The organism is Acidovorax sp. LjRoot204 (genome assembly GCF_056175785.1).
The window spans coordinates 20408-37045 of sequence record NZ_JBGFFF010000029.1 but is presented as its reverse complement, the minus strand read 5'-3'; the positions used below and the strand labels follow the sequence as shown (position 1 = coordinate 37045).

Here is a 16638-nt window from a genome sequence, read left to right as displayed (position 1 = left end):
ATGCGGGTGTTCATGTTCTCCCTGCTGGCAAAGCGCAGGTTGGCCTCCAGGCCGGTCAGCGCATCGGGCGACATGGCGGCGCGTTCTTCAATGGCGATACGGATTTCGTCGGCCCAGTCGATGTCGTCGGGGGCTGCCGTGACCAGGCCCAGCGCCAGTGCGCTGTCTGCTTCCAGCGGCCGGCCCGCGGCAGCGCGGACCGCTTCCAGCGGGCCCGCCTCTTCATAGAAGCGGCGCTGCAAGCGGCTTTGGTCATTCACCATGGGCAGCAGGCCAAAGTTGAATGCGTTCAGGGTGAGCGTTGGGGCCTGCTCTGGCGCGTCGGGCAGGGCCAGCATGTAGGTGCGGTCTGCCGCTAAGGCCAGTTCTGCGAGGGTGCCGGCAAAAGCCGATCCCGTCTCGATCAGCGCGAAGAGGCTGCGTGAGGACACATCCAGACGGGCAAACGTACGTCGCAGCGCACCGATGGTCTCGCGCACCAGCCAGTGGTCCTGATGCGCGAGCAAGATGGCATCGCTGGCCAGCACCGCCTGCGCATCCCCTTCTGTCTTCAGCAGCCAGGTGCCAATGTCCAGTTCGTTGGTGCGTAGGTTCAGGATGGCGTCGTCCAGCTCGCGGGCCAGTGCCAGCGGCCACCAGGCGGCGCCCGCTGCTTCAATGGCTGCCGTGTCAGCGGGCTGCGCTCCCTCGGGGGCGCGGATGCACAGCGTGGCCGTGCGCCGTGCGCGGTCGATGTCCACCGTCACGTGCTGGTAGCGCATGCCGTCGGCATGGTCCTGCCGCTCCACGCGTGGCAGGGCAATGCCTTGTGCGCTGCCGGGGCGGGTGCTGGTCTGTGCATGGGCGGCGGCGCGCTCTTGCACCGTGGCGGCAAATTGCGCGGGCTTGGCGATACGGTCCACCAGCCGCCAGTCCACCGCGCGCTGGCCACGCACACCCTCCACGCTGGTGCAGAAGATGTCGGCCAGATCATGCCGCACGTGGCGCTTGTCCGTGACACGTGTCAGCCCACCGGTGCCGGGCAACACGCCCAGCAAAGGCACTTCGGGCAGCGACACGGCAGACGACCGGTCATCGACCAGGATGATTTCATCGCACGCCAGTGCCAGCTCATAGCCGCCGCCTGCGCAGGCGCCATTCACAGCCGCAATGAACTTGAGGCCCGAGTGTTTGGAGGARTCYTCRATGCCGTTGCGCGTCTCGTTGGTGAACTTGCAGAAGTTSACCTTCCAGGCATGGCTSGACACRCCCAGCATGAAGATGTTGGCGCCCGAGCAAAAGATACGGTCCTTGCCACTGGTGACGATGACGCTGCGCACGTYGGGGTGCTCGAAGCGSATGCGGTTGAGCGCGTCATGCAGCTCRATGTCCACSCCCAGGTCGTAGCTGTTGAGCTTGAGCTTGTAGCCRGGRCGGATSCCGCCGTCYTCCGCRATGTCAAGGGACAGCCGCGCAATGACACCCTCGACCGACAAGGTCCAGTGGCGGTACTGCGTGGGATCAGTGCGGTAGTCAACGCGTTCGGGAACGTGGGTGAGGTCTGCCATGAGGTCTCCGTGGAGAATTAATGCAATATAGTGCTTGTGCGCAGTTGTTGATGTGCATCATCATGCATGTTTCTCGGTATGTCAATGCATTTTTTTGCCGATGGCATTCGGGTAGACGGGCAGCGCTGCTGAGGGCTGCGCAGGGGGCGATTGGGAGGGGGCGAGCTGCACAGGCCGCCGCGGTGGCGGGCGCTGTGCTGTGCCGGGATGGGCGTGGGTGCTGCGGCGCCGATGTCCGGGCTGCAGCCATCCAGACCGGGTGCAGGTTTTTACGCCACGCGGGCCATGGCCTTGCGCACGCTGGCACTCAAGGTCTGCAGGCTCTGCTCGGGGGTCTGGCCGGAGGTATCCACCGTGATTTCGGCCTTGGAATAGAAAGCAGCGCGCCCGTCCAGGATGCGCTTGAGGTCGTCCATGGCCTCCTTGCTGGCGGCCATCGGGCGCATGTCGCCCTGTGCCACCACACGCCCCATGTGTTCCTCGGGCGCGGCCCGTAACCACACGGTGGTGCAGTGGGCCAGCAGCTCGTTGAARGTGGCGGGGTCCGASACRATGCCGCCCGGCGTGGCRATGACCACCTCGCYGTRGATCTGKATSGYTTCCTCSAGCGCSCKGCGCTCGTAGCGGCGGTAGGCGKTGGTGCCGTASAGGTCGTGGATYTCGCGCACGCTGCASCCSGCGAGSKYCTCGATGKCGCGGCTCAGTTCAATGAAAGGAACATCCAACTCGCGCGCCAGCAGCGGCCCCAGCGTGGATTTGCCCGCCCCCCGCAGACCCACCAGCGCAATGCGGCGGTGCCTTGCCGCGTCGTTGTGTCCCCCGCTCAGCAGCTCGTGCAAGGCCAGGCGGGCGCGGCGCAGKTCGGSCTCGCTGCGGTKYTCSAGCAGYTCGCGGATCAGCAGCCAYTCGGGCGATTGCGTCGTGAAGTCGCCCACGAGTTCSGCCAGCGAGCAGTGCAGCGCRYSGGCCACCTGCTGCAGCACCAGGATSGASGCGTTGCCSRTGCCGTAYTCSAGRTTGGCCAGGTGSCGCTCCGACACGTCGGCSGCMAYSGCYACCGCCTTGCGSGTSAGGCCSCGCTGYGCRCGCAGRTTGCGMACGCGCTCGCCCAGCGACACCAGAAGAGGGTTCTTGGGCTCCTCGGCCGATGACTGCGCACCCTCCTGCGCGGAGGCGGGTGCGAGCAGCCCCGCCGTTTCTGTTTCATTCATACCCATCCTTTTCATGGAGCGCCCTGATCTTCTCAGGGAAAACGCCATTCATGCACTATAGTGCTTGACATGGATCTTTGAGGTAACTATGGTTCATCAATTGGCAAAATACTGCATGTTTTGGATGCGCGCAAGGCGGTGGATCAAAAACGGTGCAGATTGGGCCCCGACTCTAGCTGCACCCACTGCCCATGTCCGACAAAACTGCGTTTCACGAAGCCTTGGTTGATCTGACCGCCCAGCTCGCTGGCAAACCCCTGGATGCCGCTCTGGCGCAATGGCTGAACACCGCGCACGGCCCCACCAGTGCGACCTACCAGCGCTTGCGGGAGGCGTGCATTCAGGGCGCACGTGAAGGCTGGCTGTGTGAACGCGAAGGCGGCGGCATCCGCTATGGCCGTGTGTTCAAGCCCGAAGATGCCTTGCACCGGTTTTCTGTGGACGTGGTGGACATGCAAAACATTGCTGGCCCCCACCACACCCACCCGCAGGGCGAAATCGATTTGATCATGCCACTGGAGGGGGAGGCGTTGTTTGACGGCCACCCTGCCGGCTGGTGCGTCTACCCGCCCGGCAGTGCCCACCACCCTACGGTGGCGCGCGGCAGGGCGCTGGTTTTGTACCTGTTGCCCGAGGGGCAGATCCAGTTCACCCGCTAGGGCTGGCGCCAGCGCTGCTCCCTATTGACTTTCTTGCTCTGAAAGATTGACTGCATGACTGAATTGCTCGCCAACCACGTTGCCGGCCGCTGGCAACACGGAACAGGGCCCGGCACTGAGCTGCGCGATCCTGTGCTGGGCACCGCCCTGGTGCGGGTGGACGCCACGGGGTTGAATCTGCCCGAGGCCTTTGCGTTTGCCCGCGAACAGGGGGGAGATGCGCTACGCGCTGCCACCTATCGTGAGCGGGCCGYCACGCTCGGCGCGGTCGCCAAGGTGCTGCAGGCGCACCGCGACAGCTACTACGACATCGCCACCGCCAATTCCGGCACCGTCAAGACGGACTCTGCGGTGGACATCGACGGCGGCATCTTCACGCTCGGCCAATATGCCAAATGGGGTGATGCGCTGGGCGATGTGCGCGTGCTGCGTGACGGGGACGCGGTCAGGCTGGGCAAGGAACCGGTCTTTCAGTCGCAGCACCTGCAGGTGCCGAGGCCAGGGGTGGCGCTGTGCATCAACGCGTTCAACTTTCCCGCCTGGGGGCTGTGGGAAAAAGCTGCCCCCGCCTTGCTGTCGGGCATGCCGGTCATCGTCAAGCCCGGCACATCCACGGCGTGGCTGGCCCAGCGCATGGTGCAGGACGTGGTGAACGCAGGGGTGTTGCCCGCCGGTGCACTGTCGATCATCGCGGGAAGCTCGGCGGGTTTGATGGACGCGCTGCAACCCTTTGATGTGGTGTCGTTCACCGGCTCTGCCGAGACGGCGGGCGTTGTCCGCGCGCATCCGGCGGTGGCGCAGCGTTCGGTGCGCGCCAACATCGAGGCGGATAGCCTCAACGCTGCGCTGCTGATGCCCGACGCGGCGCCGGGCAGTTCGGCCTTTGACCTGCTGGTGCGCGAAGTSGTKCGYGAGATGACSGTCAAGTCSGGCCAGAAGTGCACCGCGATCCGCCGCATCCTCGTCCCCACTGCGTCGTACGCTGCGGTGGCAGAGGCTGTCAGCGACCAGCTGGCCCGCGTGGTGGTGGGCAACCCCCGTAACCCGGAAGTGCGCATGGGTTCGCTGGTCAGCCGCGCCCAGTTCGATGGGGTGCAGACAGGCATTGCCGCCCTGGGAGCCCATACCGACGTTGTGTATGACGGCCGAACGCGGCCGCTGGTCGACGCCGACCCTGCAGTGGCCGCCTGCGTCGGCCCGGTGCTGCTGGGCGCGCGCGATGCCGACAAGGCCTCCGTCGTTCATGACGTGGAGGTGTTTGGACCGGTGGCCACCTTGCTGCCCTATAACGACCTGCCCCATGCGCTGGCCCTTGCGCAGCGTGGCCAGGGCTCGCTGGTGACCTCGCTCTATGGTGCCGACGACAAGGCCCTGGCCCAGGCCGCCGTAGCGCTGGCTGCGAGCAATGGCCGTGTGCATGTGGTGACGCCGGCAGTGGCCACTGCGCACACGGGYCACGGCAATGTCATGCCCATGTCGCTGCATGGCGGGCCCGGCCGGGCTGGTGGTGGTGCTGAGCTGGGTGGCTTGCGGGCGCTGGACTTCTACCACCAGCGCAGTGCGGTGCAGGCCAGCCCCGAAGTGCTCGCGGCGCTGGGCTGCTGACCCCTCAGCCCCACCCACAACGACCACACCATCGCGACGGAGACACGCCATGAAAAGCCTTCCGGAACAGTTCAATTTTGCAGAGCATCTGTTTGCTCTCAACCGCGCTCGGGGTGACCRCACCGCCTACATCGACGACCGGGGGACCCTGAGCTACAGCGCGCTGGAAGACCGCGCACGGCGGCTGGCGGCGGTGCTGGCCAACACTGGCGTGCGGCGCGAGGAGCGCGTGCTGCTGCTGATGCTGGACACCAGCGACTGGCCGGTGGCGTTTCTGGGTTGCCTTTACGCGGGTGTGGTGCCTGTGGCGGTCAACACCCTGCTCAAGCCCGACGACTACGCCTACATGCTGACGCACTGCCGGGCGCAGGCGGCACTGGTCTCCGGCGCATTGCTGCCGGTGCTGAACGAGGCGCTGGCCCTGGCACCCCACCATGAGGTGCGTGCTTGCGTGGTATCGCAGCCGCAGGGCACGTTGGCTGCAGGGGCGGTGGACATGCAGGCCGCCATCGCCAGCACCTCCGCGCTGACTGCGCCCGCCCGCACCGGCCCGGACGAGCCTGGGTTCTGGCTTTATTCCTCGGGCTCCACGGGCAAGCCCAAGGGCACGGTGCACACCCAGGGCAGCCTGTGGTGGACGGCCGAGCTGTATGGCAAGGCGGTGCTGGGCCTGACCGACAAGGATGTGTGCTTTTCGGCTGCCAAGCTCTACTTTGCGTATGGGCTGGGCAACAGCCTGACCTTCCCGTTGTCGGTGGGCGCCACAGTGGTGCTGATGGCCGAGCGACCCACGCCAGACGCCACCTTCGAGCGTTGGACGCGCCACCAGCCCACGGTGTTCTTTGGGGCGCCCACCGGTTTTGCCGGTATGCTGGCCTCGCCCCGCCTGCCTTCCCGAAGTGCGGTGGCGCTGCGCATGTGCTCGTCTGCCGGCGAGGCGCTGCCGGCCGAGATCGCGCAGCGCTTCAAGGACCATTTTGGTTGCGACATCATCGATGGCATTGGCTCGACAGAGATGCTGCACATCTTCCTGTCCAACCGCCCTGGCGATGTGCGCTACGGCACTACTGGCAAACCGGTGCCGGGGTACGAGATATCCCTGCGCGGCGAAGACGGCAGCGAGGTGGCGCAGGGCGAGATTGGCGACCTCTACATCCAGGGCCCCAGTGCAGCGCTGATGTACTGGAACAACCGCGCCAAGACCCGCGAGACCTTCCAGGGCGCGTGGACCAAAAGCGGCGACAAATATGTGCGCGATGCCGAGGGTTACTACACATACGCCGGGCGCAGCGACGACATGCTCAAGGTCAGCGGCATTTACGTGTCCCCCTTCGAGGTGGAGGCCACGCTGATGCAGCACACCTCCGTGCTGGAGGCCGCCGTGGTCGGCACGCAGGACGCCGACGGCCWGACCAAGACCAAGGCGTTTGTGGTGCTCAAAGATGGGCAGGCGGTCACACCGGATGAACTCAAGGCCTTTGTGAAGGAACGCCTGGCGCCCTACAAGTACCCGCGTCTGATCGAATTCTTGCCCGAGCTGCCCAAGACGGCCACCGGCAAGATCCAGCGCTTTCGGCTGCGCGAACGGGAGCAGCGGGCGTGAGTGCCAACGGCGTTCCACCCAGCCCCGTGGGGCGCACAGAGCATGTGCCAGTGCGGTGGCGCAACCGCATGGTCCATGTCGAGTACCAGTGGATAGCCCCCGAGCGCAGCACTGCCCCCTTGGTGGTGTTCCTGCATGAGGGCCTGGGCTCCGTGGCGATGTGGAAGGACTTCCCGCGCCAGCTGTGCGATGCGGGTGGGTTTCGGGGGGTGGTGTTCTCTCGTCCTGCTTATGGCCGGTCCACACCCCGGCCCGCGGACGAGGTGTGGGGCGTGGACTTCATGCACCAGCAGGCACACGAGGTGGTGCCCGCATTCCTCGATGCACTGGGCGTGCAGGAAGCCGCCTGGCTCTTCGGCCACAGCGATGGCGCATCGATTGCCCTGTTGCTGGCTGCACGCTGGCCGATGCGTGTGCAAGGGCTGGTGGTGATGGCGCCGCACATCTTTGTGGAAGACGTGACGGTGCAAAACATCGAACGCGCGCGGGACGCTTACGAACAGACCGATCTGCGCCACAAGCTGGCGCGTTACCACGATGATGGGGATTCGGCCTTCTGGGGCTGGAACCGCRTCTGGCTGSACCCGSCSTTCCGYGMGTGGAACATCGAGCCGGAGGTCGCCCTGATCCGCGCCCCCGTGCTGGCCATCCAGGGCTGTGATGACGAGTACGGCACCCTGGCCCAGATCCGGGGCATTGCCCAGCGGGTGCCAGGCACCCGGCTGCTGGAATTGCCGGACTGTGCGCACTCTCCGCACCGCGACCAGCCTGGTGCGGTGATGGCCGCTGCGGTTGCCTTCATCCAAGCGCACCACTCGCCCACATAGCGGCAGATGGTGCAGTAGCGGGCGGTAGCCCATGCACCCAGTGACGCCCAAAAAAAAGGGGCTATTCCACCTGACGCCGCAGGCCTTCCAGGTCGGTCACGGTGATGCCGCCGTATTGGATCTCCAGCAGGCCAGCGGCCTGCAGCCGCTTCAACGCCGCGTTGCAGCGCTGGCGTGATACGCCCGAGAGATTGGCAATTTCTTCTTGCGACACCTGCAAGTGCGTGTCGCTGCCCGGGTGCAGCCAGGGGTGGAACAGGCCTGCCAGCGCGCGGGCCACCTGGCTGTCGGTATCGAGCAAATGGTGGGCCGTGAAGTTGCCCAGAAACCAGTGCATGCGCTCGTTGATCTGGCGCAGCAGAAAGTGGTCAAAGCTGCGCTGCGTGGCGTGCAGCCATTCAAAAGTCTCCATCGGCACCAGCGCAACGCGGCTGGGGCGCAGTGCGATCACGTCGGCCGTGCGGGGCGTGCCGCGCAGCAAGGTGCCCTCGCCAAACCAGCTTCCCGCCGACAGTCCGCCGAGCGTGACCGAGCGGCCATCCCCCGAGGTCACAGTCCACTTCAGCAGCCCCTCGATGGCGCCATACCAGTGCACGGGGGTATGGCCGCGCCGGCACAGCTCGCCGCCCTGGGGCACTTCGACCTCGCGCACATCGTCCATCACCCGCTGCTGGGCGGCGCTGTCCAGGGCCGGGAACCAGGCAGAGTGCAGCAGCAGATCGGTGAGGGTAGGGGGCGCCAGTTTGACCAACATGGTGAGAGTGTCTCCTGCGCCATTGTGTGCTGTACAGGCGCGTGCGCGTATTCCCTGAGTCCAAATGTCATCGCGATGACTGAATGTGCAGGGGCGTCAAAAAATAATGACGGCTCCATCCACAGGAGACACATGATGATGCACACCCGCCGTCAGTTCATGCACCACGTTGGTTGCGCCTCTGCGCTGGGGGCCTTGTCGCCGCTGGCTGCCTGGGCGCAGACCATCGACCAGATCAAGATCTTTTACGGCTTTCCCGCAGGCAGCGCGGGCGACAGCGTGGCGCGCAGGGTGGGCGAGAAGCTGGCGGGATCTCCCTACACCCGCAACCCCGCGGTGGTGGAAAACAAGCCCGGCGCGGGCGGCCGCATCGCGCTGGAGTCGCTCAAGGGTGCGCCCGCCGATGGCAGCGTGCTCACGCTGTCGCCGTTTTCGTGCACGTCCATTTACCCGCACATATACAGCCGCCTGAGCTACGACCCGGCCAAGGACTTTATGCCGGTGTCCATCGGCGCCGTCATGCACCATGGTCTGGCTGTGGGGCCGCTGGTGCCTGCCTCCGTCAAGACGGTGAAGGACTTTCTGGCCTGGGCCAAGGCCAACCCCGGGCAGGCGAACTACGGCTCACCCGCAGCGGGCTCCACGCCACACTTCATCGGTGCGCTGCTGGGCTTGAACAACGGCGTGGACCTCAAGCAYGTGCCKTACCGCGGYTCCATCCCSGGCGTSACCGAYGTGGTGGGCGGGCAAATCGCSKCSATGGTCACRCCCAGCGGMGACTTCATTCCCAACCACAAGGCSGGCAAGCTGCGGCTGMTCGCCACCTCAGGCCAGGCGCGCTCTCCGTTTTCGCCCGAGGTCGCCACGTTTGCTGAGCAGGGCTTTCCAGAACTCACGACCGAGGAATGGTTTGGCTTTTACGCCCCGGCCCGCACGCCGGCAGCCGTGGTGTCTGGCGCCAACGCCGCCATCAACGCAGCGATCAAGGACAAGGCCGTCATGGACAGCCTGGCCGTGGTGGGGCTCATCGCGAAGGGCTCCACGCCTGCGGAGATGCTGGCCTCGCAACAGGCCGAATATGAGCGCTGGGGCCCGCTGGTGAAGAAGGTCGGCTTCACGGCAGAGTCTTGAAAGGTTCCCCATGGCACACACCGTGAAGCGCGTGACTGTGGTGGCCACCGGCACCATTGGCGCGAGCTGGGCCGCGTACTTTCTGGCACGGGGTTTGGACGTGCATGCCACCGACCCGTCGCCAGGGGCCGAGCAGCGACTGCGGGACGCCGTCGCCGCGCATTGGGTGGCGCTGTCGCAGCAGGGGCTGGCCTCGGGGGCAAGCCAGGAGCGCCTGCACTTTCATGTGCGGCTGGAAGATGCTCTGGCGCAGGCCGACTTTGTGCAGGAGAACGGGCCCGAGCGACTCGACTTCAAGGTGGACCTGTTCCGCCGCATGGATGCAGCGACCCCGGCGCATGTGGTGCTGGCCTCCAGTTCTTCGGGGCTGGCGGTGACGGACATGCAGAAGGATTGCGCACACCCCGGGCGCGTGGTGCTGGGCCACCCGTTCAATCCGCCGCACATGATCCCGCTGGTCGAAGTGGGCGGCGGCGAGCGCACCACGCCCCAGGCGGTGGCCGATGCCATGGCTTTCTACGCCCGCATTGGCAAGCGTCCCATCCACGTGCGGCGTGAGATCAAGGGGCACATTGCCAACCGCCTGCAGGCGGCGCTCTGGCGCGAGGCCTTTCATCTGGTGGACCAGGGCGTAGCCACTGTGGAAGACATCGACACAGCCATCTCCCAGGGCCCCGGCTTGCGGTGGGCGCTGATGGGGCCGTTCATGAACCTGCACCTGTCGGGTGGCGAAGGTGGCATTGCCCACCTGCTGGCCCACCTGGGCGGTCCCATCGAAAGCTGGTGGCAGGACCTGGGCACGCCGTCCATGACCGAAGCCTTGCAGCACCAGGTGACCGAAGGGGTCGCACAGGCGCTGGGCACGCGCCAAGCCCGCGATCTGGCCGGTGCGCGGGATGCCTTGCTCATTGAGTTGCTGCACGCCAAGCAGGTGTCAGGCTTGTTGAGCAAGCCCGATCCCGATCTGCACACCTGAGGCGCAGCGTCCCCTGTTTTGAACCTCCATCGCTCCCGAGAACCCACCATGTACCCAGCCTTTCTTGATGACGAGCGCCAGATTGCCCCTGCGCGCGCTGTGCGCACCCAGTTTGACGATGGTTCTTTCACGCTGCGCTCTCCCATGGCGTTGCAACCCTATGCCCGCTGTGTGGGGGAATGGCTGGAACGCTGGGCGCGCGAGACGCCAGATGCGCTGGCGCTGGCCGAGCGCGGCGACGGCGCAGAAGGCTGGCGCAGCCTGACCTATGCTCAGCTGCGCCGCCAGGTGGGCGCCGTGGCCCAGTCGCTGCTGGACCTGCGGTTACCTGCCGGGCGGCCCATTGCCATCCTGTCCGACAACGCGGTGGACCATGCGGTGCTCATGCTGGCGGCCATGCATGTGGGCATCACCCCCTGTTCGCTGTCGAGCGCGTATGCGCGCTCCCAGGACCCCAGCCGCCTGCACAGCATGCTGTCGGTGCTGGAGCCCTGCCTGGTCTATGCGTCCGATGCCAGCGTCTATGCGGCAGCCCTGCACGGCTGGGACAGCGATGCTGTGCAGGTGTTCAGCCGCAACGCCTCCACGTGTCCGGGTGCGCTGCCCTGGGAGCATCTGCTCACGGGCCAGGAAACGCCCCAGGTGCAGCAGGCCATGCAGGCGCTGCTGCCCGATGACCATGCCAAATACCTGCTCACCTCCGGCTCCACAGGTCGGCCCAAGGTGGTCATCAACACCCACCGCATGCTCTGCGCCAACCAGCAGATGATGGCCCAGGCGTGGCGTTTTCTGGAGCACGAAAAGCCAGTGCTGGTGGACTGGTTGCCCTGGAGCCATACCTTTGGCGGCAACCACAACCTCAACATGGTGCTGTGCCACGGCGGCACGCTCTACATCGACGAGGGGCGGCCGGTGCCGGGGCTCATCGACAAGACGGTGCGCAACCTGCGCGAGGTGCAGCCCACCATGCTGTTCAATGTGCCCCGGGGCTTTGACATGCTGCTGCCGTTTCTGGAAGCCGACGACGGCCTGGCCGCCGACGTGCTGGCGCGCATGCGGCTGGCCTTCTATGCGGCGGCGGCGCTGGCTCCATCGACCTGGCAGCGCCTGCAGGCCGTTGCGCGGCGCGTGCGCCCCGCCCAGCCGCTGTGGCTCACGACGTCGTGGGGATCCACAGAGACAGCGCCGGCCGTCACCACCGCGCACTGGCACCTTGAAGGCGCGGGCTGTATTGGTGCACCCTTGCCAGGGCTGGAGCTGAAGCTGGTGCCCAACGGCAGCAAGCTGGAGATGCGGGTTCGTGGCGTGTCGGTGTTTGCAGGCTACCGCAATGCGCCGCGTGAAACGGCGGCTGCGTTCGATCACGAGGGGTTCTACCGCATCGGCGACGCGGGCTATCTGGTGGACGCGGAGCAGCCAGACAAAGGCGTGGTCTTCAACGGGCGCGTGGCGGAGGATTTCAAGCTGTCCAGCGGCAGCTGGGTGTCGGTGGGCACGTTGCGGGTGGAGCTGGTGTCGCAACTGGCGCCGCTGGTCCAGGACATCGTGCTCACCGGGCATAACCGTGACGAGGTGGGCATGCTGGTGTTCCCGTCTGCGGCCGGTGCGGCCGACGCTGGGCGTCTGGAGCAGGCATTGCAGGCCGTGATGCGCGCGCGCCGCGATGCGGGCGCTGGGTCTTCGCAATGCCCCACACGGGCCATGGTGATGGACATGGCGCCTGATGCAGACGCCGGGGAGATCACCGACAAGGGCTACATCAACCAGGGGGCGGTGCTGTCACGCCGCGCGGCGGCGGTGCAGGCTTTGTATGCCCATTCTGCAGCGCCAGGGGTCATCAGGGCCTGATTGCGCGGGGCCCAGGGCGTGTAGGGGAGGCGTCGTCGCGCACCCTTGCGGGTTCCGCCAAAAGAAAAAGGGGCCTCGCGGCCCCTGGTGCTGAAGCAGGCGCCTTGCGGCGCTGGGTGCATCAGGCGGTTGCGTCCTTGAGCTTCTTCAGGGCGCGGGTCTTGATCTTGACCGAAGCAGGCTTGGCGGGGAACCAGCGCTCTTCACCCGTGAACGGGTCCTTGCCAAAACGCTTTTTCTTGGCAGGCACTTGCTGCAGGCCGATCTTGAGCACGCCAGGCAGCGTGAACTCGCCAGAGCCCTTCTTGTGCACCGACCCCAGGATGGCGGCTTCCAGCGCAGCCAGCACGGCCTTGGCGGCCTTGGGCTCCACACCCGACTGTTCGGCCAGATGGGCGACCAGTGTGGTCTTGTTGAACGCAGCCTTGATGGGCTTCAGGGCGGCAGCAGCGGCCACGGGCTTGGCGGCGGGAGCGGCTGCTTTCTTGGCGGCTGGAGCCGCCTTTTTGGCTGCAGGTGCTGCCTTCTTGGCGGCGGGTGCTGCGGCCTTGACGGCCACCTTCTTTGCGGGAGCGGGAGTTTTCTTTGCAGTTGCCATGATGTTTTTTCGTTGATTGGAATGACGATGGGCCCTGCCTCTGCGGGCGAGGACCTGCGTGATTTTAGGTGCGATAACGCCAGGCGCGATAGGGCCTGCGTGCCGCAGGTGTTTGCAGCCGTCGCATGGGTGCGGTGCCAACTGCTTGCGCAGGGCCCGCGAGGTCGTTGCAGGAGCGCGCTTTGCGCCCCCTTGTTGTCTGCGTGGCTAAGCTGCCGTCTGCAGGCCCAGCACCGCGATCACGTGACAGCCCGTGCCTGCGATGACACAGCCATGCCACACGGCGTGGGCGTAGCGCACCACGGCGTCCATCACAAAAAACACCACACCGGCCGTGTACGCGGCCCCGCCGATGACCAGCCAGGCGGCACTCACGGCGGGCACATGGGCCATCAGGGGCAAGGCCGCCAGCAGCGCCACCCAGCCCATCGCCACATACAAGGCCGTGGACAGCCAGGGCGCAGTGCGCCTTGTGCGCAGCTGCAGCCAGCAGCCCGCCAGAGCCGCGAGCCAGACGAGGGCCAGGGCGRTGACATGGTGCGTGTGGCCCGGCGCACTCAACGCAAACGGGGTGAAGCTGCCCGCAATGAACAGGTGGATCGCCGCATGGTCCAGCCGCAGCGCCCATTGCTTGGCCCGCCCCGGCGGCAGCGCGTGGTACAGGGTGGACGCGCCATACAGCAGCGCCATGGTGGCCACAAACACCAGCACACCCCCTATGGCTGCGGGATGCGCGGCGGGCGCTGATTGCAGCAGTTGTGGCACGGCAAGGCAGGCGCCCACCAGCGCAGCACCGTGCAGCGCACTGTTGGCCACCTCTTCGTGCAGGTCCTGCGGCCGGTCGCTCATGGCGATCTTGCTAGTGGTGGGCAGGCGTGTGCAGCCGCTCGCGCCACAGCTGCCAGCGCGCGCGCTGCAGGGCCAGAAACTCCACCACGCCCCAGGCCAGTGCACAGGCCAGCATCGCCCAGCCCATGGCCCAGCGGTAGGCCTCAGTCTTGCGCGATGGCGGGTACATCATCGTGGTCCCAGCCGGTGGTGCGGGGCAGGTCCAGGCTCAGCCACCCGCGTTCATCGAACAGCTCATCGAGCAGCCGCTGCAGTCCGAACAGTTTCCAGAGCATGTTGCGCCTCTTCCAAAGGGTGGTGACTGCAGGCAAGGTAGCGCCCTTGTGTGACGGTTTCGCGTCGGTTCGCGCAAACCCCACAGGTTGGCCGCAGCGCTGTTCGTGCTGGGCCCCGGGCGCTATCCTCACTGCCTGGCACGCGCTCTGGCGTGCTCCACACACCGACTTACCCCCACCCATTGAACATGCTGCCCGAGCTTGCGGCGCTGGAAAAAATCCTGGACCTGGGGGCGCCCCATCTGCAGGTGCAGGTCGTCCAGCAGGTGTCTGTGGCATCGGGCACGCAATTTCCCATCTATGCCATTGGGTTGGGCAACCCGGCGCTGGACGTGCCCGCCGTCGGATTCTTTGGCGGCGTGCATGGGCTGGAACGCATTGGAGCTGAGGTGGTCATTGCCTACCTGCAAAACGTGGTCATGCGGCTGCAGTGGGACACCACCTTGCACCAGCAGCTGGAGCGTGTGCGCCTGGTCTTCATGCCCATCGTCAACCCTGGCGGCATGTGGTCTGCCACTCGCGCCAACCCGCGCGGTGTCGACCTGATGCGCAATGCGCCCGTCGACGCGGTGGACCCGGTGCCCTGGGGCATTGGCGGGCAGCGCGTGAGCGCGGGCCTGCCCTGGTACCGGGGCAGGCTGGGCGAGCCCATGGAGGCCGAGAGCCAGGCGCTGTGCGACGTGGTGGCGCAGCAGCTGCTGGCGCGGCCCTTCAGCATTGCGCTGGACTGCCACTCCGGTTTTGGGGTGAAGGACCGGCTGTGGTTCCCGTTTGCCCACACGCGCCGGCCCATTCCGCACCTGGCCGAGCTGCATGCGCTGCAAGACATCTTTCTCCAGGCGCACAGCAACCACCAGTACATCATCGAGCCGCAGAGCGCGCAGTACCTCGCCCACGGCGATCTGTGGGACCATCTGTACCTGCAGGCCTGCCGCGAGGTGCCCGCACACACCTTCTTGCCGCTCACGCTGGAGATGGGCTCTTGGCTGTGGATCAAGAAGAACCCGCGCCAGCTGTTCTCGCGCAACGGCATCTTCAATCCGCTCATCAACCACCGCCAGCAGCGGGTGCTGCGGCGGCACCTGTCGCTGCTGGACTTTCTGTCGCGTGCGGCCTGCAGCCACGCACGCTGGGTGCCAGCGCCCGATCAGCGTGCGCAGCGCCGTGCCGATGCCCTGGCTGCGTGGTACTGAGATGCCCGCGCGCCCACCACGCCAATGGATCTTGCTGCGTGGGCTGACGCGCGAGGCCGCGCACTGGGGCGCCTTTGGCGAGCGCTTTGCGCAAGCGGTGCCGGGCGACCAGGTGCTGGCGCTCGACCTGCCAGGCAATGGCGAGTTCCATGGCCTGGTGTCTCCCCTGTCGGTGCAGGGCATGGTGCAAGCCTGCCGTGCAGAGCTGGCGCAGCGTGCCGTGGCGCCGCTCTACCACCTGCTGGCCATGTCGCTGGGGGCGATGGTGGCCACCGAATGGGCGCGCGTGGCGCCCCACGAGGTGGCGGGCTGCGTGCTCATCAACACCAGCCTGCGCCCGTTCAGCCCGTTCTGGCACCGCCTGCAACTGCACAACGTCGCACCGCTGCTGCGGCTGGCGTGGCGGTGGCGATCTGCGGAGGCCGCCGAGCAGGTGGTGTGGCAAATCACCAGCCGCAGCGCGCCATCCGCTGCTATCGGCGTGTTGGCGCAGTGGACTGCTGTGCGCAGGCAACGGCCGGTGTCGGCCCACAATGCCCTGCGCCAGCTGGTGGCGGCCGCGCGGTACCGCGCGCCGGCAGCCGCACCCGTGGATCGTGTGCTGCTGCTGGGCAGCGAGAAGGACCAGCTGGTGTCCCGCCAATGCTCGCAGGCCATTGCGCAGGCCTGGGGGCTGCCGCTGCGGTCGCATCCGTGGGCGGGGCACGACCTGCCCCTGGATGACCCACAGTGGGTCATCGATGCCGTGCTGCAGTGGCTGTCCCTTGGCGAGTCAACAGACGGGTAACGGGGGCTACTGCGTGAGGCTGTTCAACGCACCCTGTGCCACCAGCTCCCTGTACCACTCCGCATAGCCCGCGCTGCTGGGGTGCAGGCCGTCGGCGGCGTTCAGCTCCTGGCTGCGGGTCACGAACGGGTCCTGGTCGCGCGGCTTGAGCAAGCGCACGTAGTGCACCTGCTGCGCGCTGGCTGCCTCCCGCGCCAGGGCATGCAGCGCCTCGGACCGGCGCGACATGGCCCATGACAGGGGCGGCACAAAAAAGGGCGCGTGGCCCACATTGCCACAAGGCATCAGCACCACCTGCTGCCCCTTCTGGCGCGCGAGYGCCACGGCCTGCTGTACGTGGTCGCGCAGCGTGTCTTCAGACGTGAAGCGGATCACATCGTTGCCTCCTGCCAGCACCAGCACCAGGTCGTAGCCGCCGCCAGCGCGCTCCAGTTGCTGCACCACATCGCCAAATTTGGCGCCGTTGGCCGCCAGGTTGTCGATGCGCCATTGGGGATGGTCCTGGCCGATGCGCCCCGGCAGGCTGTCTGCTGCGGTGCCGGCACCAGTGCCCACGGCGGTGCTGTCTCCCACCACCAGCACACGCCGCGTCGGCTGCGGGGGCTGAGCGGTGTAGGGGCGTGCATCGCGGGCCAGGTCGGCGGCCGTCCACATGCGCCAAGGGGCACAGCCCGTCAGCAGCAGTGCGCCCGCAGCCACCGCGGCCAGGGTGGCCCACCGGCGGGTGGCGTTGTGGTGCGGGGAGGTCTTTCGCGTCATGGTGCATACGCCCAAA

The 16638-nt window shown here is 66.7% G+C and carries 17 protein-coding genes; 9 read left to right on the top strand and 8 right to left on the bottom strand.

The annotated features are described in order from the left end of the window. Positions 1-1547, bottom strand: a 1547-nt coding sequence (boxC, locus tag AC04MI_RS08110) for a 2,3-epoxybenzoyl-CoA dihydrolase (protein WP_476497554.1), incomplete at its 3' end; no start/stop codon positions are given. A 269-nt stretch (positions 1548-1816) separates the two neighbouring features. Continuing rightward, positions 1817-2758 (bottom strand): helix-turn-helix transcriptional regulator, encoded by a 942-nt coding sequence (locus AC04MI_RS08105; protein WP_476497553.1) that lies wholly within the window; start codon positions 2756-2758, stop codon positions 1817-1819. A 191-nt stretch (positions 2759-2949) separates the two neighbouring features. Between AC04MI_RS08105 and AC04MI_RS08100 the strand changes: the two genes are divergently transcribed. The 4 genes from AC04MI_RS08100 to AC04MI_RS08085 all read left to right on the top strand — a co-directional run bounded on the left by AC04MI_RS08100 (position 2950) and on the right by AC04MI_RS08085 (position 7452). Continuing rightward, on the top strand, positions 2950-3417 hold the full coding sequence (locus AC04MI_RS08100; RefSeq protein WP_056746949.1) for a 4-hydroxylaminobenzoate lyase: 468 nt from the start codon (positions 2950-2952) through the stop codon (positions 3415-3417). 54 nt (positions 3418-3471) lie between these two features. Beyond that, entirely contained in the window at positions 3472-5022 is a 1551-nt protein-coding gene (locus AC04MI_RS08095) for a 3,4-dehydroadipyl-CoA semialdehyde dehydrogenase (protein WP_476497551.1), read from the top strand. Between the two features lie 49 nt (positions 5023-5071). Next, positions 5072-6625: a benzoate-CoA ligase family protein gene (locus AC04MI_RS08090; protein WP_476497550.1), complete on the top strand. Its 1554-nt coding sequence runs from the start codon at positions 5072-5074 to the stop codon at positions 6623-6625. A gap of 68 nt (positions 6626-6693) precedes the next feature. Then, complete coding sequence (locus AC04MI_RS08085; protein ID WP_476497558.1) at positions 6694-7452, top strand: alpha/beta fold hydrolase; 759 nt, start codon at positions 6694-6696, stop codon at positions 7450-7452. A gap of 61 nt (positions 7453-7513) precedes the next feature. On the opposite strand, the gene AC04MI_RS08080 is transcribed toward AC04MI_RS08085, so the two are convergent. After that, positions 7514-8206: a Crp/Fnr family transcriptional regulator gene (locus AC04MI_RS08080; RefSeq protein ID WP_436077580.1), complete on the bottom strand. Its 693-nt coding sequence runs from the start codon at positions 8204-8206 to the stop codon at positions 7514-7516. Between the two features lie 138 nt (positions 8207-8344). On the opposite strand from AC04MI_RS08080, the gene AC04MI_RS08075 reads away from it, so the two are divergent. Genes AC04MI_RS08075 through AC04MI_RS08065 form a run of 3 tightly spaced genes read left to right on the top strand, consistent with a single transcriptional unit; the run spans position 8345 to position 12161 of the window. Then, the gene (locus tag AC04MI_RS08075) at positions 8345-9337 is read left to right on the top strand and encodes a Bug family tripartite tricarboxylate transporter substrate binding protein (protein ID WP_476497556.1); all 993 of its coding nucleotides are present in this window, start codon (positions 8345-8347) and stop codon (positions 9335-9337) included. Between the two features lie 10 nt (positions 9338-9347). Beyond that, positions 9348-10313: a 3-hydroxyacyl-CoA dehydrogenase NAD-binding domain-containing protein gene (locus AC04MI_RS08070; protein ID WP_116747949.1), complete on the top strand. Its 966-nt coding sequence runs from the start codon at positions 9348-9350 to the stop codon at positions 10311-10313. A gap of 48 nt (positions 10314-10361) precedes the next feature. Next, on the top strand, positions 10362-12161 hold the full coding sequence (locus AC04MI_RS08065; RefSeq protein ID WP_436077581.1) for a feruloyl-CoA synthase: 1800 nt from the start codon (positions 10362-10364) through the stop codon (positions 12159-12161). Positions 12162-12282: 121 nt separating this feature from the next. Here the strand turns inward: AC04MI_RS08065 and AC04MI_RS08060 are convergent, their stop codons facing one another. The 4 genes from AC04MI_RS08060 to AC04MI_RS08045 form a co-directional block, all read right to left on the bottom strand. Next, entirely contained in the window at positions 12283-12759 is a 477-nt protein-coding gene (locus AC04MI_RS08060; protein WP_056066465.1) for an HU family DNA-binding protein, read from the bottom strand. Between the two features lie 207 nt (positions 12760-12966). Beyond that, a complete protein-coding gene (gene trhA / locus AC04MI_RS08055; RefSeq protein WP_476497547.1) occupies positions 12967-13608 on the bottom strand; it encodes a PAQR family membrane homeostasis protein TrhA in 642 nt (213 codons plus the stop codon). Between the two features lie 10 nt (positions 13609-13618). Continuing rightward, positions 13619-13780 (bottom strand): hypothetical protein, encoded by a 162-nt coding sequence (locus AC04MI_RS08050; protein WP_167514362.1) that lies wholly within the window; start codon positions 13778-13780, stop codon positions 13619-13621. Then, positions 13752-13883, bottom strand: coding sequence for a hypothetical protein (locus AC04MI_RS08045; RefSeq protein WP_255342784.1), 132 nt, complete (start codon positions 13881-13883; stop codon positions 13752-13754). The genes AC04MI_RS08050 and AC04MI_RS08045 overlap by 29 nt, the downstream gene beginning before the upstream one ends. Positions 13884-14071: 188 nt before the next feature. On the opposite strand from AC04MI_RS08045, the gene AC04MI_RS08040 reads away from it, so the two are divergent. Both AC04MI_RS08040 and AC04MI_RS08035 read left to right on the top strand, forming a co-directional pair. After that, positions 14072-15076 carry a M14 family zinc carboxypeptidase gene (locus tag AC04MI_RS08040; protein ID WP_436077583.1) on the top strand — a complete coding sequence of 335 codons (1005 nt, stop codon included), beginning with the start codon at positions 14072-14074 and terminating at the stop codon, positions 15074-15076. 1 nt (position 15077) lies between these two features. Then, positions 15078-15863, top strand: a complete 786-nt coding sequence (locus tag AC04MI_RS08035; RefSeq protein ID WP_436077584.1) for an alpha/beta fold hydrolase — start codon at positions 15078-15080, stop codon at positions 15861-15863. A 6-nt stretch (positions 15864-15869) separates the two neighbouring features. Here the strand turns inward: AC04MI_RS08035 and AC04MI_RS08030 are convergent, their stop codons facing one another. Then, a complete protein-coding gene (locus tag AC04MI_RS08030; protein ID WP_436077585.1) occupies positions 15870-16622 on the bottom strand; it encodes an SGNH/GDSL hydrolase family protein in 753 nt (250 codons plus the stop codon). Positions 16623-16638: the final 16 nt, after the last annotated feature.